Source organism: Streptomyces sp. TOM-9 (assembly GCF_056858595.1).
Genome location: NZ_JBXEQB010000001.1, coordinates 7792341 through 7813868, shown reverse-complemented (window position 1 = coordinate 7813868; position 21528 = coordinate 7792341). Strand labels below are relative to the sequence as shown.

At 73.6% G+C, this 21528-nt stretch carries 19 protein-coding genes and 1 pseudogene; 6 read left to right on the top strand and 14 right to left on the bottom strand.

Features of this window, described 5'->3' with window-relative positions; genetic code table 11:
* Positions 1 to 3: 3 nt before the first annotated feature.
* The 8 genes from hpnC to AC1VWI_RS35970 all read right to left on the bottom strand — a co-directional run bounded on the left by hpnC (position 4) and on the right by AC1VWI_RS35970 (position 8524).
* Complete coding sequence (gene hpnC, locus AC1VWI_RS36005) at positions 4 to 933, bottom strand: squalene synthase HpnC (RefSeq protein WP_499515198.1); 930 nt, start codon at positions 931 to 933, stop codon at positions 4 to 6.
* A 572-nt stretch (positions 934 to 1505) separates the two neighbouring features.
* Positions 1506 to 2297 (bottom strand): ABC transporter ATP-binding protein, encoded by a 792-nt coding sequence (locus AC1VWI_RS36000; RefSeq protein ID WP_499515197.1) that lies wholly within the window; start codon positions 2295 to 2297, stop codon positions 1506 to 1508.
* Positions 2290 to 3213, bottom strand: coding sequence for an ABC transporter permease (locus tag AC1VWI_RS35995; protein ID WP_499515196.1), 924 nt, complete (start codon positions 3211 to 3213; stop codon positions 2290 to 2292). The genes AC1VWI_RS36000 and AC1VWI_RS35995 overlap by 8 nt, the downstream gene beginning before the upstream one ends.
* 72 nt (positions 3214 to 3285) lie before the next feature.
* Positions 3286 to 4131 (bottom strand): glycosyltransferase family 2 protein, encoded by an 846-nt coding sequence (locus tag AC1VWI_RS35990; RefSeq protein WP_499516998.1) that lies wholly within the window; start codon positions 4129 to 4131, stop codon positions 3286 to 3288.
* Between the two features lie 53 nt (positions 4132 to 4184).
* Positions 4185 to 4970 (bottom strand): CDP-alcohol phosphatidyltransferase family protein, encoded by a 786-nt coding sequence (locus AC1VWI_RS35985; protein ID WP_499515195.1) that lies wholly within the window; start codon positions 4968 to 4970, stop codon positions 4185 to 4187.
* A complete protein-coding gene (locus tag AC1VWI_RS35980; protein ID WP_499515194.1) occupies positions 4948 to 6009 on the bottom strand; it encodes an iron-containing alcohol dehydrogenase family protein in 1062 nt (353 codons plus the stop codon). The genes AC1VWI_RS35985 and AC1VWI_RS35980 overlap by 23 nt, the downstream gene beginning before the upstream one ends.
* The gene (locus AC1VWI_RS35975; RefSeq protein ID WP_499515193.1) at positions 5997 to 6746 is read right to left on the bottom strand and encodes a phosphocholine cytidylyltransferase family protein; all 750 of its coding nucleotides are present in this window, start codon (positions 6744 to 6746) and stop codon (positions 5997 to 5999) included. The genes AC1VWI_RS35980 and AC1VWI_RS35975 overlap by 13 nt, the downstream gene beginning before the upstream one ends.
* Positions 6743 to 8524, bottom strand: a complete 1782-nt coding sequence (locus AC1VWI_RS35970) for a DUF5941 domain-containing protein (protein ID WP_499516997.1) — start codon at positions 8522 to 8524, stop codon at positions 6743 to 6745. The genes AC1VWI_RS35975 and AC1VWI_RS35970 overlap by 4 nt, the downstream gene beginning before the upstream one ends.
* Before the next feature lie 731 nt (positions 8525 to 9255).
* Between AC1VWI_RS35970 and galE the strand changes: the two genes are divergently transcribed.
* The 3 genes from galE (at position 9256) to idi (ending at position 12112) form a co-directional block, all read left to right on the top strand.
* Positions 9256 to 10242 carry a UDP-glucose 4-epimerase GalE gene (galE, locus tag AC1VWI_RS35965; RefSeq protein ID WP_499515192.1) on the top strand — a complete coding sequence of 329 codons (987 nt, stop codon included), beginning with the start codon at positions 9256 to 9258 and terminating at the stop codon, positions 10240 to 10242.
* Positions 10243 to 10428: 186 nt separating this feature from the next.
* Positions 10429 to 11391, top strand: a complete 963-nt coding sequence (locus AC1VWI_RS35960; RefSeq protein ID WP_499515191.1) for a cation diffusion facilitator family transporter — start codon at positions 10429 to 10431, stop codon at positions 11389 to 11391.
* Between the two features lie 112 nt (positions 11392 to 11503).
* Positions 11504 to 12112, top strand: a complete 609-nt coding sequence (gene idi, locus AC1VWI_RS35955) for an isopentenyl-diphosphate Delta-isomerase (protein WP_499515190.1) — start codon at positions 11504 to 11506, stop codon at positions 12110 to 12112.
* 35 nt (positions 12113 to 12147) lie between these two features.
* Here the strand turns inward: idi and AC1VWI_RS35950 are convergent, their stop codons facing one another.
* Complete coding sequence (locus AC1VWI_RS35950; RefSeq protein WP_499515189.1) at positions 12148 to 12594, bottom strand: ATP-binding protein; 447 nt, start codon at positions 12592 to 12594, stop codon at positions 12148 to 12150.
* A gap of 254 nt (positions 12595 to 12848) precedes the next feature.
* A complete protein-coding gene (locus tag AC1VWI_RS35945; protein ID WP_499515188.1) occupies positions 12849 to 13457 on the bottom strand; it encodes an HdeD family acid-resistance protein in 609 nt (202 codons plus the stop codon).
* Between the two features lie 151 nt (positions 13458 to 13608).
* Between AC1VWI_RS35945 and AC1VWI_RS35940 the strand changes: the two genes are divergently transcribed.
* Entirely contained in the window at positions 13609 to 14385 is a 777-nt protein-coding gene (locus AC1VWI_RS35940; protein ID WP_499515187.1) for an enoyl-CoA hydratase/isomerase family protein, read from the top strand.
* Here AC1VWI_RS35940 and AC1VWI_RS35935 read toward each other — a convergent pair.
* A complete protein-coding gene (locus AC1VWI_RS35935; RefSeq protein WP_499515186.1) occupies positions 14363 to 15028 on the bottom strand; it encodes a pyridoxamine 5'-phosphate oxidase family protein in 666 nt (221 codons plus the stop codon). The two genes, AC1VWI_RS35940 and AC1VWI_RS35935, sit on opposite strands and share 23 nt — an antisense overlap.
* A gap of 196 nt (positions 15029 to 15224) precedes the next feature.
* On the opposite strand from AC1VWI_RS35935, the gene AC1VWI_RS35930 reads away from it, so the two are divergent.
* The gene (locus AC1VWI_RS35930) at positions 15225 to 16106 is read left to right on the top strand and encodes an SCO6745 family protein (RefSeq protein ID WP_499515185.1); all 882 of its coding nucleotides are present in this window, start codon (positions 15225 to 15227) and stop codon (positions 16104 to 16106) included.
* Between the two features lie 84 nt (positions 16107 to 16190).
* Here the strand turns inward: AC1VWI_RS35930 and AC1VWI_RS35925 are convergent, their stop codons facing one another.
* The gene (locus AC1VWI_RS35925; protein ID WP_499515184.1) at positions 16191 to 17135 is read right to left on the bottom strand and encodes an EamA family transporter; all 945 of its coding nucleotides are present in this window, start codon (positions 17133 to 17135) and stop codon (positions 16191 to 16193) included.
* Between AC1VWI_RS35925 and AC1VWI_RS35920 the strand changes: the two are divergent.
* A pseudogene (locus tag AC1VWI_RS35920) lies at positions 17101 to 18024 on the top strand (LysR family transcriptional regulator); the annotation flags it as partial. The gene AC1VWI_RS35925 and the pseudogene AC1VWI_RS35920 sit on opposite strands and share 35 nt — an antisense overlap.
* Before the next feature lie 105 nt (positions 18025 to 18129).
* Here AC1VWI_RS35920 and AC1VWI_RS35915 read toward each other — a convergent pair.
* The gene (locus AC1VWI_RS35915; protein ID WP_499515183.1) at positions 18130 to 19047 is read right to left on the bottom strand and encodes a DMT family transporter; all 918 of its coding nucleotides are present in this window, start codon (positions 19045 to 19047) and stop codon (positions 18130 to 18132) included.
* A gap of 44 nt (positions 19048 to 19091) precedes the next feature.
* A complete protein-coding gene (locus AC1VWI_RS35910) occupies positions 19092 to 21185 on the bottom strand; it encodes an FUSC family protein (protein ID WP_499516996.1) in 2094 nt (697 codons plus the stop codon).
* Positions 21186 to 21528: the final 343 nt, after the last annotated feature.

Sequence of the window (21528 nt, the reverse complement as noted above, 5' to 3'; positions counted from 1 at the left end):
GGCTCACCCCTCTCTTCGCAATGTCGACCCCACCTCGCGCAGCAGGCTGAACGTGCCCGCCTTGGGCGGACCCGGCAGCACGTCGTACCCCGCGTCCGCGATCGCCCGCAGGGCGGCGCGGCCTCCTCCGGCGAACCCGGCGAGCAACAGCCTGAGCCTGCCGTGGACGCTACCCACCAAGGGGGTGCCTTCATTCAGGAGGTCTCGGGCGCGTTCCGCTTCGTACGCAACCAGTGCGCGCACCTGTGCGCCTGCGTTCGCGGCGGTGAGATCGGTTTCGGTGACGCCGAAGCGCTTCATGTCCTCGGCGGGCAGGTAGATGCGGTCGCGGCCGAGGTCCTCGGCCACGTCCTGGAGATGCTCGACGATCTGCAGTGCGGTGCAGATCGCGTCCGAGCGGCGGATCCGCTCGGGTGTGGCGGTGCCGGTGATGCCGAGCACGAGGCGGCCGACCGGGTTCGCCGACAGCTCGCAGTAGGCGAGGAGGTCCTCGTAGGTGGCGTAGCGGCGGACGACCTGGTCCTGGCGGTTGGCCTCGACGAGGCCGAGGAAGGGCGCGGGCGTGAGGCCGTGGCGCCGGACGGTGGGCTGCAGGGCGCGCAGCAGTGGGTGGCGGACGTCGTCGGGGCCGGCGTCGAAGACCCGGCGCAGGTCCGCCTCGAAGGCGTCGAGCATGGCGAGGCGGTCCTCGGCCGCCTCCGCGGGCAGCCCCAGCCGTACCGCGTCCGTGCGGCCGCCGTCGGCCAGGTCCCCGTCGCCGATGTCGTCGACGAGCCGGGCGAAGCCGTAGACGGCCATCAGGTCGGCGCGCCAGGAACGCGGGACGAAGAAGGGTGCGACGGGGAAGTTCTCGCGGGCCGCCTTGTCGAGGACGGCACGTGAATGGGGATCCGGCGCCGTGCCAGCCCGCGCCTCGGGCTTGAGACCGGTCACCGTGGACGTCCCGGTGTGCGGGCGGTGGGTGTTTTCTCCCCAGGGGTCCACAGAGCCATTGCCGTCACATCCCCCGTTCTACACCGATAGCCCATTACACCCAATTTCGGACACGCCGCTCCTATAATTCCTGCTCCTGGCTGTCCCGGCACTCGAACCGACTCTCCGGACGTATCGCCCGAGATCCGGCGATTGAGTACCGCTACAGCTTACGGCGCGGACCCGCTCCGGCGTGCGCCGGGGGGCGGACCGATGTGGATCCGAAAGCAGCAACGCACAAACCGTGGGTTTCCGTCCCCGGTGTCTCGCAAAATCCCGGGAAAATCATCGGCCTCATTCGCCCCGTGGTCCGCGCGCCGCGGATGCGCCGGGCGCGCGCCCACTCACTTGGCGTATCCGTACGGGCACCCGCCGGCGTCCCGGACGAAGGGATCCGCGCCGGGTGGGCGGCCACCGTCGCGGCCGTGGCCGGGCGCGGGCGAACACCACGCGGGAGCGGGAGAGTTCGGCGGACCGCCCGGGACGTGCGCCGGCCCGCGCCTCCCGTCGGGGGCGCGGGCCGGCCTGCGGGGTCACTTCGAGGTGAACTCCTCGTACGCCTTCAGCACGACGTCCGTGGGGCCGTCCATGCGCAGCTCGCCCTTCTCCAGCCACAGCACGCGGTCGCAGGTGTCGCGGATCGACTTGTTGTTGTGGCTGACCAGGAAGACCGTGCCGGCCTCCTTGCGCAGCTCGCGGATCCGCGCCTCGGAGCGCTTCTGGAACGAGCGGTCACCGGTGGCGAGCGCCTCGTCGATCATCAGGACGTCGTGGCTCTTGGCCGCGGCGATCGAGAAGCGCAGCCGGGCCGCCATGCCGGAGGAGTACGTCCGCATCGGGAGGGAGATGAAGTCGCCCTTCTCGTTGATGCCGGAGAACTCCACGATCGAGTCGTAGCGCTCCCGCACCTCGTCCTGCGACATGCCCATCGCGAGACCGCCGAGGATGACGTTGCGCTCGCCGGTCAGGTCGTTCATCAGGGCGGCGTTCACGCCGAGCAGCGAGGGCTGCCCTTCGGTGTACACCTTGCCGCTCTCCGCGGGCAGCAGGCCCGCGATGGCGCGCAGCATGGTGGACTTGCCCGAGCCGTTGGAGCCGATCAGCCCGATCGCCTCGCCCCGGTAGGCGGTGAAGCTGACGCCGCGCACGGCGTGTACCTTGCGGACGTTCGGATCGCCCTTGCGGGTGACCAGACGGGACAGTGCGCCGACGGCACTGCCCTTGCTGCTGCCGGCGCCGTGCACCCGGTACACGATGTGCAGGTCGTCCACGATCACGGTGGGGACGCGCTCGCCGCCCTCGGCGGTCTCGTTGTGCTCAGCCACGGCCGTACCTCTCCTCGGCCTTCCAGAAGTAGACGAAGCCCCCGACGCCCATGACCAGGGCCCAGCCGAGCGCCAGCGCCCACACGTGCGGGGGCAGCTGCTCGGAGGTGAAGCTGTCGATCAGCGCGAAGCGCATGAGGTCGATGTAGACGGCCGCCGGGTTGACGTCCAGGGCGATCTTGACCGCGGTCGGCGCACCCGCCGCGAAGTGGCTGATGCTGTACATGACACCGGAGGCGTACATCCAGGTCCGCAGGATGAACGGCATCAGCTGCGCGAGGTCGGTCATCTTGCTGCCGAGCCGCGCCATCACCAGCGCCAGGCCCGCGTTGAAGACGCACTGCAGGACGAGCGCGGGCGCGACGAGGACCCACGACGGCCCGGGCACCTCGCCGGTCATCAGCACGATCGCCAGCAGCACGAACATCGACATCAGCAGCTGCTGCAGCTGGACCAGGGTGAAGGCGATCGGCAGGCTCGCCCGCGGGAAGTGCAGCGCGCGGATCAGCCCGAGGTTGCCCGAGACGGCGCGCACCCCCGCCAGCACCGAGGACTGGGTGAAGGTGAAGATGAAGACGCCGGTGACCAGGAAGGCGATGAAGTTGTCGACACCGCGGTCGGTGCCCAGCAGCAGGCCGAAGATGAAGTAGTAGACGGCCGCGTTGAGCAGCGGCGTCAGCACCTGCCACAGCTGGCCCAGGCGGGCCTGGGTGTACTGGGCCGACACGCGGGCCCGGGCGAACGCCGAGATGAAGTGACGGCGGCTCCACAGCTGCCGTACGTACTCGCCGAGACCCGGCCGGGCGCCGCTGACGGACAGGCCGTACTTGGCCGCCAGCTGGGACGGCGTGAGGCCGCCGCCCGCCGGGGGCACCGGGCCCACGGCGACCGCACCGCCGTGCGTTGTCTCGCTCACAGTTGACACTTTCGTCCTCTTGGCGCGCCACGGGCCGGGCCCGTCGCGCGGGGTCACTCATTTCCGAGCTTGTCAGATGATGGGGGGCCGGCCCAGTCGGGCGAGACGCCACACGGTCCGCCACCGCATGGGCCGGCGCGGGCCGCTCGGGGTCGTCCAGCCCTCCTTGAAACCGCCGAACCACGCTCTCAGCGCGGGGCCCGAGGGTCTGCGCAGCAGGGTCAGCAGCATCCACACGCCGAGGTAGACGGGGACCAGGGCCCAGGGCAGGTTGCGGCGGGCCAGCCACACGCGGTTGCGGGCCACCATCCGGTGGTAGACCGCGTGCCGGCTCGGAGCGGTCAGCGGGTGGAACAGCACCATGTCCGCGCGGTAGTCGATCATCCAGCCCGCGTCGAGGGCCCGCCAGGCGAGGTCGGTCTCCTCGTGGGCGTAGAAGAACTCGTCGGGCAGCCCGCCGACCTCCCGGAAGACCTCCGTGCGCACCGCGTTGGCACCGCCGAGGAAGGTGGTCACGCGCGAGGAGCGCAGGGGGTCGGAGGCCCGCAGCCGGGGGACGTGGCGGCGCTGGGTGGTCCCGGACTCCGGGTCGGCGATCCGGAAACTGACGATGCCGAGCCGCGGGTCCGCGGCGAAGGCCTCACGGACCAGCTCCGCGGTGTCCTCGTTCGGCAGCAGTCCGTCGTCGTCCAGGAAGAGCAGGACGTCCACCTCGCCGCCAGCGGGGCCGAAGGCCTCGATGCCGACGTTGCGGCCGCCGGGGATGCCCAGGTTCTCGGGCAGCTCGACGGCCCGCACCCCGGCGGGCAGCTCGGGCAGCGGTGAACCGTTGCCGACCACGGCGACCTCGATCGCCGGGCCGCGCTGCTTGGCGACCGAGTCCAGCAGGTCGCGCAGTTCCTCGGGGCGGTTGCCCATGGTGATGATCACCGCGCCGAGGCGGATCGTTCCGGCCGACGTCCCCACGGCGCTCACCTCAGCCTGCTCGACGCGAGGATCGACACCAGGTGCAGCAGCGTCTGCAGCACGGCGATGGCGGCCAGGAGGCAGACGGCGATGCGGGTGAAGAGCAGGTCGCCGTGGACGAAGTCCGCGACACCGGCGGCGAGGATCAGCAGCGAGGCCTCGACACCGCCCACCAGCCGGTGGAACTTCAGCGCGGCCGCGGCCTTGCGGGCCAGCGCCAGTCCGGAGGACCGGGGCACGGAGGCCTCGTCCTGGACGGCGGACAGGCCGCTGCGGGCGCGGGCCACGTCCACCAGGTCCGTCTCGGCCTTGATCAGGATCGCGCCGAGCGCGGCCAGCGTCCCGAGGAACGCCCAGCCCCACTGGGTGGTGGCGCCGTCGCGGTGGAAGAGGTCGGCCGCGCGCAGCCCGAAGCCGACCAGCAGCGCCGCCTCGGACAGGTAGTGCCCCACCCGGTCGAGGTAGACGCCGGTGATCGAGGTCTGCTTGCGCCAGCGCGCGACCTCGCCGTCGACGCAGTCCAGCAGCAGGTACAGCTGGATCAGCAGCGCGCCGGCGACGGCGCCGGGCAGGCCGGGCACGAGCAGCGCCGCGCCGGCCGCGATGCCCGCGACGATCATGAGGTACGTGAGCTGGTTGGGGGTCACCCGGCTGTTGACGAGGTGCCGGGTCCAGCGCAGCGAGATCTCCCGCATGTAGATGCGCCCGGCCCAGTGCTCACCGCTGCGCCGGTCCTTCAGCCCCGAGGGGTGAACGACCGGCCGCAGCTCAGCTACCGATGGTTTTGGCATAGTCGGCGTATGCGTCCCTGATCTGGTCGGTGGAGAGCTCCAGGTGCTCCAGGATCGTGTAACGCCCGGGGCGGGTCTGCGGAGCGTATTCGACGGCCGTGACGAACTCGGCCTCGGTGAAGCCGATTTCACCCGGCGTCGTGGGCAGCCCGTGGCGGTGCAGCACCTCCGCGAAGAGGCCCGCCTCCTCCTCGGCGCCACGCAGGAACATCGCGAAGGCGGCGCCGATGCCGACCTGCTCGCCGTGGGCGGCGGCCCGCTTGGGGTACAGCAGGTCGATCGCGTGGCTGATCTCGTGGCACGCCCCGGAGGCGGGGCGGCTGTCGCCGCTGATCGACATCGCGATGCCGGTGAGCACCAGCGCCTCGGACAGCACGGTCAGGAACTCGTCCTCACCCGTGCCGCCGGGGTGCCGCAGCACCGATTCGCCGGCGGTGCGCGCCATGGCGGCGGCCAGCCCGTCGATCGGCTCACCGGTCTCGCGGTGGGACAGCTCCCAGTCCGCGATCGCCGAGATGTTGGACAGGGCGTCGCCGATGCCGGAGCGCACGTAGCGGACCGGGGCCTCGCGGATCACGTCCAGGTCGATGACGAGCCCGATCGGGGTCGGCACGCCGTAGGAGCCGCGGCCGTTGTCGTTGTCCAGGGTGGACACCGGCGAGCAGATGCCGTCGTGCGAGAGGTTGGTCGCCACCGCCACCAGCGGCAGGCCGACGCGCGCGGCGGCGTACTTGGCGGCGTCGATGATCTTGCCGCCGCCGAGCCCGACCACCGCGTCGTAGCGGTTGCCGCGCATGGCGTCGGCGAGCTTCACCGCGCCGTCGATGGAACCGCCCGCGACCTCGTACCAGTCCGCGCCCGGCAGCGCCGGGGCGAGCCGCGCCCGCAGGAGGGCCCCCGAACCGCTGCTTATCGCGATGGCCAGCCTGCCGGAACTGGAGATGCGCTGGTCGGCGAGTACGGTCGCCAGGTCGTCCAGGGCTCCGGCACGGATGTCGACGACGACCGGCGAGGGGATGAGCCTCGTCAGTACCGGCACGCGATCTCCCGGGCACGGTTCAGGTCGTCGTGGTTGTCGATCTCGACCCAGGAGACCTCGCCGATGGGGGCGACGTCGACCTGGAAGCCGCGGTTGACCAGCTCCTGGTAGCCGTCCTCGTAGTACAGCTGCGGGTCGCGCTCGAAGGTGGCCTTCAGCGCGTCGGCGAGGTCGGCGGCGGCCTCTCCCTCGATGAGGGTGACGCCGATGTACTCACCGGTGGCGGACGCCGGGTCCATCAGCTTGGTGATCCGCTGGACGCCCTTGCCCTCGGCCGTGATGACCTTCATCTCCTCGTCGGCGAGCTGCTTCACCGTGTCGAGGGCGAGGACGATGCGCTGCCCGTTGCCGCGGGCGGCGAGCAGGGTCTTCTCGACGGAGACCGGGTGCACGGTGTCGCCGTTGGCGAGGATGACGCCTTCCTTGATGACGTCACGGGCGCACCACAGGGAGTAGGCGTTGTTCCACTCCTCGGCCTTGTCGTTCTCCACGAGGTGGAGCTTCAGGCCGTACTTGGCCTCCAGCTCGGCCTGCCGCTCGTAGACGGCCTCCTTGCGGTATCCCACGACGATGGCGGCCTCGGTCAGGCCGACCTCGGCGAAGTTGCCCAGCGTGAGGTCCAGCACGGTCGTGGTCCCCTCACCCGCCGGGTCCACGGGCACCAGGGCCTTCGGCAGGGTGTCGGTGTAGGGGCGCAGTCGCCGTCCGGCGCCGGCCGCCAGCACGAGGCCGATCATGCAGGTCCTCCAGTTTCGTCGTGTACAGCGGGTGCATGTGATGACACCCAGAAGCCGATGCTCTCGGTGAGCACCACCACCGCCAGCGCGACGGCGAGAGCCGTCAGCGCGACCGTGAAACCCGTGTTGTGCGCCAGGGCCGCGGACGCCGCCGTGACCAGCAGTGCCCGGCCTTCGTGACCGCCCGTCGCGCGGACCAGGCCCCGAGGGGGCGCACCGGTCCCGCCGCGGATGCGGTAGACCGTGTCGTAGTGATGGTAGGCGACCGCGGCCACCAGCCCGAAAGCCGCGGGCAATGCTCCGTTCACATCGGAGACCGCCGCGAGCACCAGGATGGTTCCGTATTCGGCCGCGCGGAAGACCGGCGGCACGATCCAGTCGAGGGCTCCCTTGAGCGGCCGCGCGACGGCGAGGGCCGACGTGACGGCGTAGCAGCCGGCGGCGACCAGCGGCCACGGGCTGCCGACCGGGGCGAGCAGCGACGTGGCGATCATCACTGCCGCGCCCAGCAGGGCCGCCGCCGGGATGCCGCGGCCCCGGAAGAGACGCGTGAGGCCCTCACCGAGCGGGCCGGTGTCCGCGAGGTCGGCCAGTGCCCGGGCCGCGGCGTCGCCGCAATGCGTCGCCCCGCGCACCGAGCGCAGCACGCGGCCCGCCGTCGTGTAGCAGGCGGCCAGTCCGGAGGCGACGAGGAGCACGGTGAAGGTGATGCGCGGCGTGGTTGCCGCGGTGAGCACCGCGATCAGCGCCCAGCGTTCGCCGATGGGCAGCACGATCATGCGGCGCAGCCACACCGTCCAGCCGACGCGGTCGAGCTTCCGGGACAGCGCCGCCGCGCCGGCGCCGGTCGCGGCGTCCTGGGCGGACTCGGAGAAGGAGAAGTCCACGAGGTGGCGGCAGGTCTGCAGCATTATGGCGCCGAGCGCCAGCGCCCAGACGTCGTCACCGCCACGGGCCGCGCCGACCGCGAGGCCCGCGTAGTACGCGTACTCCTTGGCGCGGTCGAAGGTCGCGTCCAGCCAGGCGCCGAGCGTGGAGTACTGCAGCGAGTAGCGGGCCAGCTGGCCGTCGGCGCAGTCCAGGACGAAGGACGTCAGCAGCAGCACGCCCGCGGCGACGAAGCCCGGCCGGGTGCCGGTGGCCGCGCAGCCGGCCGCGACCAGGGCCACCAGCAGCGAGGCGGTGGTCACCTGGTTCGGGGTGAGCCCACGGCGGGCGCACCAGCGCGCGATGTGGCGGGAGTAAGGGCTGATGAAGAACGTGGTGAAGAAGCCGTCCCGGGACTTGACGGCACTGCGCAGCCGCACCGCCTCGTCGTCCACGGCGGCGACGGCCGCCTCGGCGCTCGCGCGCCCCGCGGCGTCGGCCGGTACGGTCGCGATCAGGACGCCGAGCTCAGGACGGTGCACGTGGACGCCGTCCTTCTCCATGCGCCCGGCGAGCCGGTCGGCGAGGGTCTCCCCCTCGTCCGCGCCCTCGTCCCCGGTCTCCGCGAGGGCTCGCAGCAGGGCGGGGCGGGCGGCGGGCCGCACCGAGACGGCGCCCGGCACGGCGGAGGCGTCGAAACGCGGATCGACCAGCCCCAGGCGCAGCGCGTGCAGGTGCCCGACGAAGCACGGGTCGACCACGGCGACGCGGTCGGCCGCCGGGGCGGCGCGGAGGCTCGCCACGAGCGAGGCGGCGTCCTCCGCGGTGACGACCTCGAACCCGAGGGTCCGCAGGTCGCCCTCGATCGGCGACATCGCGACCGGCGTACCGGTGAGGATGGCGGTCGACAGAAGGACTCATCTCCCTGGACGTGCGTGAGTACTCGGCGCCTGCCGGGGACGCCGCCGCCAGAGGGTGCGACGCGCCGCGGGGCCGTGTCGGCAGAGGCTATCGGATTCCCGGAAGGCTCCGTTCACCGGCCGTTTCCCCTGCGGTGGGCCGCTGGGCGTGATCATCATGGTCGATCGCACGGGCGTCGACAACCGCCCGGTACGCCCCGTGGCTCGGGGGTCACTGTGGGTGCCGGGGAGTGGCCGCTCCGGGAGGGGTGCCGGGTGGTCGTCGAACGGCCCGAGGGCTCGTGGTGGGACCGGGGCGGCGTCGAGTGGAACGCCGGTGTGCTGCCTCTGGCCGCCGACCACGACCTCACCCACGGCCACCGCCTGGAACGGTCTTCGGTGACCCGGTGCTGGTCCAATGCCCGTCCGCGTTCCCGGACCCGGTGTTCCGCGAGCCGACAGCGGCGGAAGCCCGGGCCGTCGCCGGGGATACCGGGGGACCGCGGAGGTGCTGGTCGCCTTCGAGGCCGACGCGGCGTGTCCGGGCCGCCCTCGGGACTGATCGCGACCGGGCGGCTCGACATCGTCCTGGGGACGGTCTTCCGCCACTGGCGTGCGGAACCCGCCCCGGTGAGCGCCGTGCCCACTGGGTCGAGCCCCCGCCCCGGTGACCCGGCCGCGGTGACCCCGAGGCGGCAGGTCCACGCCCAACCGCTCCCGTGCCGAACCACTAGGGTGGCGCCATGACTTGGTTGATCACCGGCGGGGCCGGCTTCATCGGATCTCACGTGGTGCGGGCGATGAGCGGTGCGGGCGAACGCGTGGTCGTGCTCGACGACGGCTCGGCCGGTGTGCCGGCCCGGGTGCCCGCGGACGTCCCCGTGGTGACCGGCTCCGTCCTGGACCGCGCCGTGCTGGACCGCGCGATCGCCGAGCACGGCGTCACGGGCGTCGTGCACCTGGCCGCCAGGAAGCAGGTCGGCGAGTCGGTCGAACAGCCGCTGCGCTACTACCGGGAGAACCTCGGCGGCCTCGGGACGCTGCTGGAGGCGGTGGCGGACGCGGGGATCGGCCGTTTCGTCTTCTCCTCCTCCGCCGCCGTGTACGGCCTGCCCGACGTGCCGCTGGTGACCGAGTCCACGCCGTGCCTGCCGCTGAGCCCCTACGGCGAGACCAAGCTGGCCGGCGAGTGGCTGGTCCGCGCGGCCGGGCGGGCGCACGGGATCTCCACCGCCTGCCTGCGCTACTTCAACGTCGCGGGGGCGGCCGAGCCCCGGCTGGCCGACACCGGGGTGTTCAACATCGTCCCGATGGTCTTCGACAAGCTGACCCGCGGCGAGGCCCCGCAGATCTTCGGCGACGACTACCCCACCCCCGACGGCACGTGCGTGCGCGACTACATCCACGTCGAGGACCTCGCCGACGCCCATCTCGCGGCCGCCCGCCGGGTCGGCGGGCGCGACGGCGGCACGGACCTGACGGTGAACATCGGACGCGGCGAGGGCGTCTCCGTCCGGGAGCTGATCGACGTCGTCCTCGAGGTCACCGGCCGCAAGGACGTCGCGCCGGTGATCATGCCGCGGCGCGCGGGCGACCCGGCGAGCGTGGTCGCCTCGTCCGCGCTGATCCGCCGGGAACTGGGCTGGACGGCGAGCCGCGGCGTCCGCGAGATGGTGGAGTCCGCGTGGGAGGGCTGGTGCCTGAACCACCCGGAGGCGCGCGGCGCCTGACCACAGGCGCTCGCCCCACGGCCGTCACGCCCCCCCCATCGCCGCAGGTCACCGCGGCTGATCAGCACCTGACAGCGGCCACCGTCGGCGAGTTGCCCACGGAAGGTGACCGTTGTTCACTGGGCTCGCCGGTCTCCGCGCGCGGGCACGCCGTCGCGTGGAGGCGGCGGACGGGAGCGTCGGGCGATGGGCGCAGGGCACGCGCACGGCCACGGCCACGGCCACGGCCACTCGCACGGGCCGGGTTCCGTACCGACGGGCACGGCGGCCGCCGCGTACCGCGGGCGGCTGCGCATGGCGCTCGGCATCACGCTGCTGATCCTGGTGGCCGAGGTCACGGGCAGCGCGCTCACCGGGTCGCTCGCCCTGCTGGCCGACGCCGGGCACATGGCGACCGACGCGGCGGGCCTCGCGATGGCGCTGGTGGCCATCCACTTCGCCAACCGCCCGCCGAGCGAGCGCCGCACCTTCGGGCTGGCGCGCGCCGAGATCCTGTCGGCGGTGGCCAACGCGGTGCTGCTGTTCGGCGTGGGCGCCTTCATCTTCTACGAGGCGGTCCGCCGGCTCATCACGCCCACCGAGGTGGAGGGCGGGCTCACCGTCGTCTTCGGTGCGATCGGCCTGGTGGCGAACTCGGTGTCCCTGCTGCTGCTGATGCGTGGGCAGCGCGAGAGCCTGAACGTCCGGGGTGCCTTCCTGGAGGTCATGGCGGACGCGCTGGGCTCGCTGGCCGTCGTCGTGGCGGCGCTGGTGATCCTGGCCACCGGCTGGCAGCAGGCGGACCCGGTCGCCTCGATCCTGATCGGGCTGATGATCGTCCCGCGGACGTGGAAGCTGCTGCGCGAGGCGATCGACGTCCTGCTGGAGGCCGCGCCCAAGGACGTGGACATGGCCGACGTGCGGGCGCACATCCTGGCGCTGCCCGGAGTGGCCGGGCTGCACGACCTGCACGTGTGGACGATCACCTCGGGGATGCCGGTGCTCTCCGCGCACGTCGTGGTGAGCCGGGACGTCCTGGACGCGGTCGGCCACGAGAAGATGCTGCACGACCTGCAGGGCTGCCTCGGCACCCACTTCGACGTGGAGCACTGCACCTTCCAGCTGGAGCCGGTCGGCCACGCGGAGCACGAGGCACGGTTGTGCCACTGACGGCACGCCGCGCCGTGCGACGCAGTGTCACGAAGCCTGAGCGCGCTGCAACCACGTGACGTGTCCCCGCGTGAGGCAAACTGAGGTCTTGTCGTCGAAGCAAAGGATGGCCATGCCCACGAGCCCCGCCGCCGACCGGCCCCGCACACCCGCCGCGGACCCCTCCTCCAACGGTGCCCCGGCGCCGATCCTCCTCGAGCTGGTCGACGAGACCGGGGTGACGATCGGGACCGCGGAGAAGCTGTCGGCCCACCTGCCGCCGGGGCGGCTCCACCGTGCGTTCTCGGTCTTCCTCTTCGACGGCGAGGGAAGGCTGCTGCTGCAGCGCCGGGCGGCGGGGAAGTACCACTCCCCCGGCGTGTGGTCGAACACCTGCTGCGGCCACCCCTACCCGGGCGAACCGCCCTTCGTCGCCGCCGCGCGCCGCACCGGCGAGGAGCTCGGTGTGGCGCCCGCCCTGATGCGGGAGGCGGGCACGGTCCGCTACAACCACCCGGACCCGGCGTCGGGGCTGGTCGAGCAGGAGTACAACCACCTCTTCGTCGGCGTGGTGACCGCGCCCCTGGACCCGGATCCGGAGGAGATCGACGAGACCGCGTTCGTGTCGCCCGCCGAGCTCGCCGCGCTCCGCGCCGCCGGGCCGTTCTCGGCCTGGTTCCCGACCGTGCTCGATGCTGCGCTGCCGGCGGTGCGCGAGCTGACGGGCGACGCGGGCTGGTAGCCCCGGCCGGCCGAGGTCGACACCCGTCAGTACGGTCAGTGCACCAGGCCGGGCGGCAGCGGGAGCGCGGCCCAGATGACCTTGCCGCCGGTCGTCGTCTGCTGGACGTCGCACATCCCGCCCGCCTCGGCGGTGACCGTCTTGACCAGCAGCAGGCCGCGCCCGCCGGTGTCGGCGTCGTCGACCTGCAGGGCCTTGGGCCGGTACGGGTGGTTGTCCTCGACGGCCACCCGTACCCAGTCCACGCCGACGGCGAACTCCACGGCGATCTCGGGCGACAGCAGCGCGGCGTGCCGCACCGCGTTGGTGACCAGCTCGGAGACGATCAGCAGCAGGCCGTGCAGCAGTTCCTCGCTCACCGGCACGCCCTGGCGGACGACCAGGTCCCGTACCGCGTGCCGGGCCTGCGGCACCGAGGAGTCCAGCGCGGGGGCGGTGAAGCGCCACACGCCCTCGTACGGGCGCGGGACATCCGGCGCCATCGGGGGCACCGGATCGGGGGGCGGAACGCTCCCGCGTACGTCCATGGCGGTCTTCACCCTTGCATTCGCGATGCACCCCGCGGCCCCCGCGGGCCGCCCACGGCGGCGGCGAGGTCCGCCTCACGGATCGAGTGTCGGCAGCCGACGGGTCCACCCCGAGCCGCTGACCGTAAATCCACACCTTTCGACCACCTCCGACTCAAGGCGATCGGACGTGTCGGGCCGGTGAGCCCTACTGATCCGGTGGTTCCGGTTCACTGACGCGTCAGCGGGGCGTCCCGGGCATCGGCGACCATTCCGACGATCCGGCGGCCCCCGAGGCCCGCGCCGAGCAGCCCCAGTCCGTCGAAGAGCAGCGCCAGGGAGAAGAAGGCGCCGATGACGTAGAGGCTGCTCTCCGGCCAGTTGGCCAGGACCAGGATCGCCAGCAGGATGCCGATCGCGCCCTGGATGAGCGTCCACACCATGTGCGGCCCGCGCACCACCATGCCGCCGAAGAGGCGGAAGATCCCGCCGGTCAGGAAGAGCAGGGCCGCGAACATGGTGAGGGCGGCCGCCGTCTGCTCGGGGTTGCGGATCACGACGACCCCGGCGGCGATGTAGAGGGCCGCGACGACCAGGGCGAGCCAGAAGAAGTTGGTGTTGCGGTTCTGCACCGCCTGGACCAGGCCGACGACGCCGCCGACCAGCAGCAGCCAGCCGAAGAGCAGCATCGAGGTGATGGTGGCGAAGCCCACGTAGAACAGCCCGACCAGACCGCCCACGACGAGGACCGCCCCGAGGGCGGCGACCCAGCCGAAGCTGCGCTTGATCCCGGCCTCCGGGGGCTCCGGATGCTTCTTGCGTCCCTTGAACGGGGCCATGGCCGTCGCCTCCTCGCACGCGTCGGGAGCCAGTCGGGAGCTACTGCTCATATACCCGATTTGCCGTGGCACGGACCGGGATAGGATCCCCGTCCGGCGGCCGTCGCGATCTCCGGGCAGCCGGGACGACGACGAGATGAGGGATGCGGGCATGTCCGAGCCGTCCGGGCCCGGCCTGAGGGTGGACACGGCGGGCACCACCGCCACCGTGACGATCAGCAATCCGGCCAAGCGCAACGCGATGACCGTGGCGATGTGGCGGGAGCTGCCCGGCCTGCTCGACGGCCTCGCCACGGACCCGGCCGTGCGCGTCCTGGTGCTCACCGGGGCCGGCGGCACCTTCTGCGCCGGAGCGGACATCTCCGACCTGCGCGATCCGGCGAGCGGTTCCGGCACGGCGCAGACCGCGGCCGTGGAGGCGGAGGAGGCGCTCGCGGCGTTCCCCAAGCCGACCCTGGCCGTGATCCGCGGCTTCTGCGTGGGCGGCGGCTGCCAGCTCGCGGCCGCCTGCGACCTGCGGTTCGCCGCGGAGGGCGCGCGCTTCGGTGTCACCCCGGCGCGGCTGGGCATCGTCTACCCCGCGTCCTCCACACGGCGGCTGACGGGGCTGGTCGGGCCGTCCACGGCGAAGCACTTGCTGTTCTCCGCGGAGCTGATCGGCCACGAGCGGGCGCTGCGGACCGGGCTGGTGGACGAGGTGCTGGCGGAGGACGAGCTGGACAAGCGGGTCGAGGAGTTCGCCTGGGTGCTGGCCTCGCGGTCGCTGCTGACGCAGGCGGCGGCCAAGGAGTTCACCGCGCCCGGACCCGACCCCGCGCGGGTCGGGCACTGGGCCCGTCAGGCCGAGGGCAGCGACGACACGGCGGAGGGCGTGGCCGCGTTCCTGGAGGGCCGCGAGCCCCGCTTCACGTGGACGGTGGGACGGTAGTCAGCCCCGTCAGGGCCGCCAGGTGCGGCGGCAGCGGGACGCCGTCGCGCAGTGCCGGGTCGGGGACGGGCGTGCCCCACACGGTGGTGAGCGGCAGGACGCCCGCCCATACGGGCAGCGCGGCGTCCGGCCCGTCGCCGTCCTCGGGCGGGCCGGTGCGGAGCTTCACCGAGGCCTCGTCGGCGGCCAGCGCCAGCAGCGTCGTCGCGGCGAGCTCCCGGCGGTCCGGCCGGCGGGCGTGGTCCCACTGCCCCGGGGCGCACTGCTCGGTGAGCACCCGCAGGCCGTGCAGCTTCTCCTCGGGGTCGGTGACGGTACGGGGCGTACCGAGGACCATCGCGCTGCGGTAGTTGACGCCGTGCTCGAAGACGGACCGGGCCAGGACCAGGCCGTCCACGTGCGTCACCGTGACGCACACCGGTGCGCCCGGGGCCGGGCGCAGGCTGCGGCTCGCCACGGAGCCGTGCAGGTAGAGGGTGCCGGTGGCGGCGTCGTACCCGTAGGCGGTGGGCACCGCCAGCGGCGTGCCGTCGACGACGACGGCGAGGTGGCACACGAACCCCGCGCCCAGCACGGCGTCCAGGTCGTCGCGGGAGACACTGCCCTGCTCCCGGAGGCGGCGGTGACGGGTGCGCCCGGTCACAGGAAGCGTACGGTCGGCGGCTGGCACGGGCGGCCTCCGAAGGGTTCGCGGCTACAGGGCGCCGAGACTAGTCATATGAGCAACTCCGCGCCACACCTACCACGGAATCGGTGGCGATAGCCGTTCGGGCGACGGAATCCGCGTTTCGGCGGTCCTGGTCTCGGCGGCATGCCGACCGGTCGGTAACCTGCTGCCCATGACCGCCACCGTCCCCGCCCCCGCGCTGGAACCGCGCGCGGGCCGGCGCTGCCACAACGCCCTCAACCCCCTGCACTCGGTCGTGTACTTCTCGTCCGAGTACGACGACGAACTCTCGGCGCTCGGCCTGGAGCGAGGCGCCATGGCCTACTTCGCCGGTCGGGCCGCCCCGCTGGGCGCCGTCGCGGCGGGGACGGTCACCGCCACGTTCTACAACTTCAACCACGCGATCGTCGCCCCGGTCATCCCGCGCGCCTGGGACATCGCGACCCCCGACGCGATCGTCGAGGCCCGGCTGCGGGTGGCCGACGCCGTACTCACGCGGCTCCTGGGACCGGAGGTCATCGCCTCCGCCGACCTCGCCGACGCCGCGGACCTGGCGCTGCGCGCCGCCGAGGCCTGTACACGCGGGGCCAGACCCCTCTACGCCGCCAACGCGGACCTGCCGGTACCGGACCAGCCCCACCTCGCGCTCTGGCACGCCGCCACCCTGCTGCGCGAGCACCGCGGCGACGGTCACCTCGCGGCCCTCGCCGCCGCGGGCCTCGACGGGCTGGAGGCCCTCGTGACCCACACCGCCACCGGCAAGAGCTTCACCCCGCGCTTCGTGCAGCGCAGCCGCGGCTGGTCCGCGCAGGACTGGGCCGCCGCCCAGGACCGGCTCCGGGAGCGCGGCCTCCTCGACGCGGCGGGCGACCTCACGGACCGCGGCGTCGAACTGCGCCGGGAGATCGAGGGCGTGACCGACCGCCTCGACCGCGCCCCCTACGAACACCTCGGCGCAGCCGCCGTCGACCGCCTCACCTCCCTCGCCGGCGCCCTGACCCACCGCGTCCTGAGCAACGGCGGCTTCCCGCTGCAGCACTTCGGCAAGGACTGAGGCAAGGACTGAGGGGGACGTCCGCCGCGCCCCGCTTGCGGTGCGGTTCCCACGACCCGCACCTCGTCCGGCCGTCCGTCGCCGTCAGGGGGTGGGGGCCGGGGCGGCCGGGGCGGGGGTGGGGGGTTCGCTGCGGGTGACCTCTCGGCCGGAGCGGCCGGCCGCTCGCTTCTCGCCGCGGGCGGCGCCGATGCCGGCGACCACGACCAGGGCCGTACCCGCCGCCTGGAGGGCGGTCGGGACCTGGGAGACCAGCAGCATCGCGGCGAGGAGGCTGACCGCAGGCTCCATGCCCGCGAGGGTGCCGTAGGCGGTCTTGCCGATCCGCTGCAGGGCCCTCATCTCGAGCAGGAAGGGCACCAGCGGCATCAGGACGGCGATGCCCGCCACCGCCGCGAGCACCGACCACGTGGCGCCCGCCACCACGCCCGGGGCCCCGAACGGCGCGGTGAACACCGTGGCGACGCCGAGGGAGACGGCGAGGCCGTGCTGCGCGGAGAAGCGGCTGCCGACGTGCTGGGTGCCGATCACGTACAGCGCCCAGCACGCGCCGGAGGCGACCCCGAACAGGACGCCCGCCAGGTCGGCGCCGCTCTGCCACGGGGAGGTGAGGCACAGGACGCCCGCCGCCGCGAGCAGCAGCCAGGCGAGTTCACGGCGCTGCCTCAGGGAGGCGACGGCGACGGCGAGCGGTCCGAGGAACTCCAGCGCGGTCGCGGTGCCCAGGGGGATGCGGTCGGCGGCCTCCGAGAAGAGCAGCATCATGCCGCCGCTGACCGCGCCGAGCAGGACGACGGCCACCAGGTCCCGGCGCGGGGCGGCACGGAGCGCGGGCCACAGCGACCGGCCGGTGAAGGCGAGCAGCAGCAGCGCGGCGAAGCCGACGCGCAGCCACGTCGTGCCGGCCGGGCCGATCTCGTCGAAGAGTTCCGTCGTCAGGGCGCTTCCGGTGTGCAGCACCGTCATCGCGGCCAGGATCAGCACGGCGCCAGGTATGCGGCGGGTCGTAAAGGTATGCGGCTCGGACACGGCCCCCATTGGACACGCCGCCCGTTGTTTCTGTCCACGCGTCATTGGCGGACGCATTGTTTACGATCGGTGGATGATCGATGCGTCCGACCAGCTCCCCGACCTCGGCCGGCTGCGCCTGCTGGTCGAGCTGAGCCGCCTGGGCACGATGGCCGCCGTCGCCGAGCGCACCGGCTACGGCACCTCCGCGGTCTCCAAGCACCTCGCCGTCCTGGAGCAGGAGGTCGGCACCAGGCTGCTCACCCCGGTCGGCCGCCGGGTACGTCTCACCCCGGCGGGCGAGCGCCTGGTCGGGCACGCCGTGGGGATCCTCGCGGCGGTCGAGGAGGCCCGGGCCGAGCTGCGCGGGGCGTCCCGCCCGGCCGGCCGGGTGCGGCTGGCGAGCTTCGTCAGCGCGGTGGAGCCCACGGTCGTGCCCGCGCTCGGCCGGCTCCGCGCGGAGCACCCGCGCGTCGAGGTGCAGCTGTACGAGCACGAGCCGGAGCAGACCCTCGCGCTGCTGCTGTCGGGGGACGTCGACCTCGGCATCGTCTACGACTACAGCCTGGTGCCGCGCCCGGTGCCGGACGGCCTCAGCGCCCGGCAGTTCGCCACCCAGCCGATGGTGCTCCTGCTGCCGTCCGGGCACACAGGCGACCCGGGGCCGGGCGGGCCGGTGCCGCTGTCCGGGCTGAGCCGGCTGTCCGGGGCCGGGTGGATCACCAACTCCCGCGGCAGCGACGACGACGAGCTGGTGCAGCGGGTGTGCGCGATGGCCGGCTTCACCCCGCGGATCGTCCACCGGGTCGACAGCCTGCACCTGGTGAACCTGCTGACCGGGGCGGGGCTCGGTGTGGCGCTGCTCGCCGAGTCGGGGGTGGAGCGGCAGCGCGACGACGTGGTGACCCGTCCGCTGGACCCGCTGGTCGGCACGCGCCGGCACTTCCTGGTGGCACGCGCCGGTCAGTGGTCGTGGCCGCCGACCGCGGTGGCCACGGGGTCAGTGGTCACGGGGTCAGTGGACGATCCTGACGGGTTCCTCGCCGGATCCGCCGACGCCGGCCGCGTCCTTCCGGGACGTGCCGTGCGCGCAGGGCATCGCCGGATGCCGGCCCAGCAGCACGACGCCCACGGCGATCGCCGCGAGCCCCGCCGCCTCCCAGGCCAGCGCGCCCGGCGTGACGCGCACGCGGTCGCCCAGGAAGCCGACGCCGCAGGCGATCCCCGCGAGCGGCTGGGCGGCGGTCAGCGCGGGCAGCGACATGCGCAGCGGGGCCGTCTCGAAGGCGCTCTGCACGAGCATCAGCCCCGTCAGGCCCATCGCGACGACGGCGTACGGCTGCCAGTGCATGAGGAGCGCACCGACGCCCTCGTCCTCGGCCACCTGGCCGGAGATCCGGGTCAGGGCGTCCTGGAGGCCGTAGAGCAGGCCCGCGGCGAGCGCCAGCACCGTGGCCTCGGGCGACGGGCGCAGCCGCCGCGCGCAGCCCACCAGGAGCAGCGCCAGGCCGACGACGACGCCGACCACGAGCCAGTGCCGCAGCGCCCCTGCGGGCGGTCCGCCGCCCGAGGGCCGGCCGGCCACGATGAACGCCGTCACGCCGAGCGCCAGCAGCGCCACGCCCGACCAGCCGTGCCACCCGAGTCTCTGGCCGGTGAGGCGGCGGGAGAGCGCCATCGCGAAGAGCAGGTTGGTCGCGGTCAGCGGTTCGACGAGCGAGACCTCGCCCTTGGTGAGCGCGAGGGCGCTGAGCAGCATGCCGCAGATCATCAGGAAGACGCCGAGCAGCCACTGCGGCATGCGCATGAGGTCCAGCAGCAGCCTGAAGGAGAGGAAGTCGGACAGCGGGGCACGCTGAGCGGCCAGCTGCTGGAGTACGAAGCCCAGCCCCAGACAGCAAGCGGCCCCCACCCCGAGCAGGAATACGGCCACCTCGTCAACCTCCCGGTGTCGCCGACTGGCCCGACCTTAGCCCCTCACCCGTCTTGATCGCGACGATTGTCCGCCTGTGACTCCCGGCCCGCGGCCTCGGCGGTCGAGGCGGTCACGGCGGTCGCGGCAGCCTCAAAGGGGTGCCGTGCGGTACGCCTGCCCCGCGCGGGCACGGGCAGGCCCGCCACGATGGCGCGGATGAAGTGCAGCTCGGCGACGACGTCGGCGAGCGTCTCGCACTCGGGGGCCGCGGGGAGCTCCGGAGGGCCCGCGGCGGGGGCCTTGCCGTCCAGGGTGTCGGCGACCGCCGTGAGCGCGGCGGCCACCTGCGCCCCCTCGCGGGGCGATGGACGCGGGGCCCCTTGCTCCATTCGGACGACGCAGGCGGTGGCCGCGTCCACGATCCGCTCGGAGGCGGCGACCACCCGGAACCAGTCGCCGTTCCCGCCGTGCCGCGAGGGCAGCTCGGCGGCGAGGGTCTCGGCGGCGACGCGGGCCTCGCCCAGGGCGCTGTAGGCCCCCCGGCGCAGCACCCTGCGTTCCTCGGGCCGCTCGCCGGCGGGCACGGTCAGGACGTGGTCGAGGTAGTCCCCGGTGCGCCGCTGTGCGACGGCCAGCAGGTGGCCGACCCGCGCGGTGGGGTCGGCGAGCCGCGGGAGGTGGCCCACGACGACGACGATCGCGCAGGCGATCGCGGTGTCCAGCAGGCGGGACAGGGCGGCCTGGGTGTCGCCGCCGGCCCAGACGAACGCCAGCACCATGATCGTGACGGCGGAGGTCTGCAGCGCGAAGTGGCGGGCTGCGAACGGCAGCAGCGCGCCCGCCACGGAGGCGCAGACCGCGGTCCACCAGATCCCGTCCCCGGCGACCGCGGCCACCGCGGCGAAGACCAGCACGCCGAGCGCCGTACCGAAGCAGCGGTTGACGACCCGGGAGAACAGCGGGCCGATGTCCGGCTTCACCAGGAACGCCGCCGTGAGCGGCAGCCAGTACCAGTGGTCCGCCCGCAGGGCCAGGGCCACGGCCGCGCTGGCGGTGACGCACACCGCGACCTTCAGCCCGTACTCACGGCCCACGGGGCCGAGGACGCGGCGGCGCAGCAGCGGCGCCGGGCGGCGGGCGGGGAGCGGCGCGGCCTCCTCGGGCCGGTCCGTGTCCGGGACCGTGCGGGCGAAGACGACGGCGGCGTGCAGCAGCATCGCGTCGAAGGCGGCGCGGGCGGGGGTGGCCGGCCCGGGCGCCGGGAGGGGGCCGGGCGGCGTTCCGGTCCGCAGGGCCCTCGCGAGCCGCCGCGGGCCGTCGCCGGTCCCGGGCGGCAGGGGACGGGCCTCCCAGAGCAGGGCCGCGGCGGCGTCGGTCAGCTCGGTGGCCACGCCGAAGCGCTCGGCGAGCAGCAGCTCGTCGCGGCGTACGCGGATACGCAGCAGACGCCGGCTGAGCCGGCGCAGCCGGACCGCCTCGTCACCGCGGTCCAGGGCGGCGCTGAGCCTGCGCCGCGCCGCCTCCGCCCCGGGTCCGCCGACGGCGTCGAGGGCGTCGGCAAGGGCGTCGAAGATCCGGGCCAGCGAGGCGCGCTCGCCCTCCAGCGCCCCGCCGGACGGGCGCGGCGGCCGCAGCACGAGCCGCAGCAGGAGCAGGCAGCCCGCCCCGGCGAGGAACCACAGCGCCCTGTACCAGGGCCCGCCGGGCAGCGGCAGGCCCATCCCGATCACCAGGGCGGCCAGCCCCTGCATCCCGGCCCGCGAGCAGACCGGGCCGATCACGCTGACCGCGCCCGACACCGCGCCCACCGCGAAGAGCACCGGCAGCCCCCACCACCCGCTCAGGGCGTCCTGCGTCGCGGCACCCACCAGCACGCCGAACGCGGCGACGAGCGCGGGCAGCCCGATGTGGACGACGCCCGTCCTGCGGGTGCCGGGAAGGTCGTTGAAGCCCGCGAACAGGGCCCCGAGTCCGGCCAGCACTCCGATCTCGACGCGTCCCACCGCGATCCCCAGCGCGAGCAGGGGCCCGGCCGCCAGCGCCCCGCGCAGCACGGCAGGCCAGGGCACCGGCCCTCGCTGCCAGCGCAGCGGATGGGCCAGCCAGGTCGGCAGGGCGACGGGCCGGCGGCCGGGGCCACGGGGCAGCACGGGCATCCTCACGGGACAGGAACGATCTCGGCGTCAGGAAAAGACGCAGGCCAACAGGGTTCCGGGCCCTCGCCTCCCCCACCTCAGCCTATCGGCCGCGGGAGACCCGGCACCGGCCTGGGCCCCGTCGTCAAAGGAGCTCCCCCCAGCTTCGCTGGGAGGTGCCCCTTGGTGCGGTGCATCGCAAGGCGGAGGATCGTCCTCGTAGTGGGCTACTCGGACGATTCGACAACTCCCCCGGGCCGAAGGCTGGGGGAGCGCCGTGCCTGGGGGTACCTCCCAGCGCCAGCTGGGGGAGCGCCGCGGGGTGGGGGCACCCCCGGCCGAAGGTTGGGGGAGGGACTTTGAC

Coding starts and splice junctions, on each gene's coding strand:
- AC1VWI_RS35990 (WP_499516998.1), bottom strand. CDS start 4,131: ATGGGCAACCGCCCCGAGGAACTGCGCGACCTGCTGGACTCGGTCGCC.
- AC1VWI_RS35985 (WP_499515195.1), bottom strand. CDS start 4,970: ATGCCAAAACCATCGGTAGCTGAGCTGCGGCCGGTCGTTCACCCCTCG.
- AC1VWI_RS35975 (WP_499515193.1), bottom strand. CDS start 6,746: ATGATCGGCCTCGTGCTGGCGGCCGGCGCCGGACGGCGACTGCGCCCC.
- galE (WP_499515192.1), top strand. CDS start 9,256: ATGACTTGGTTGATCACCGGCGGGGCCGGCTTCATCGGATCTCACGTG.
- AC1VWI_RS35960 (WP_499515191.1), top strand. CDS start 10,429: ATGGGCGCAGGGCACGCGCACGGCCACGGCCACGGCCACGGCCACTCG.
- idi (WP_499515190.1), top strand. CDS start 11,504: ATGCCCACGAGCCCCGCCGCCGACCGGCCCCGCACACCCGCCGCGGAC.
- AC1VWI_RS35950 (WP_499515189.1), bottom strand. CDS start 12,594: ATGGCGCCGGATGTCCCGCGCCCGTACGAGGGCGTGTGGCGCTTCACC.
- AC1VWI_RS35945 (WP_499515188.1), bottom strand. CDS start 13,457: ATGGCCCCGTTCAAGGGACGCAAGAAGCATCCGGAGCCCCCGGAGGCC.
- AC1VWI_RS35940 (WP_499515187.1), top strand. CDS start 13,609: ATGTCCGAGCCGTCCGGGCCCGGCCTGAGGGTGGACACGGCGGGCACC.
- AC1VWI_RS35930 (WP_499515185.1), top strand. CDS start 15,225: ATGACCGCCACCGTCCCCGCCCCCGCGCTGGAACCGCGCGCGGGCCGG.
- AC1VWI_RS35910 (WP_499516996.1), bottom strand. CDS start 21,185: ATGCCCGTGCTGCCCCGTGGCCCCGGCCGCCGGCCCGTCGCCCTGCCG.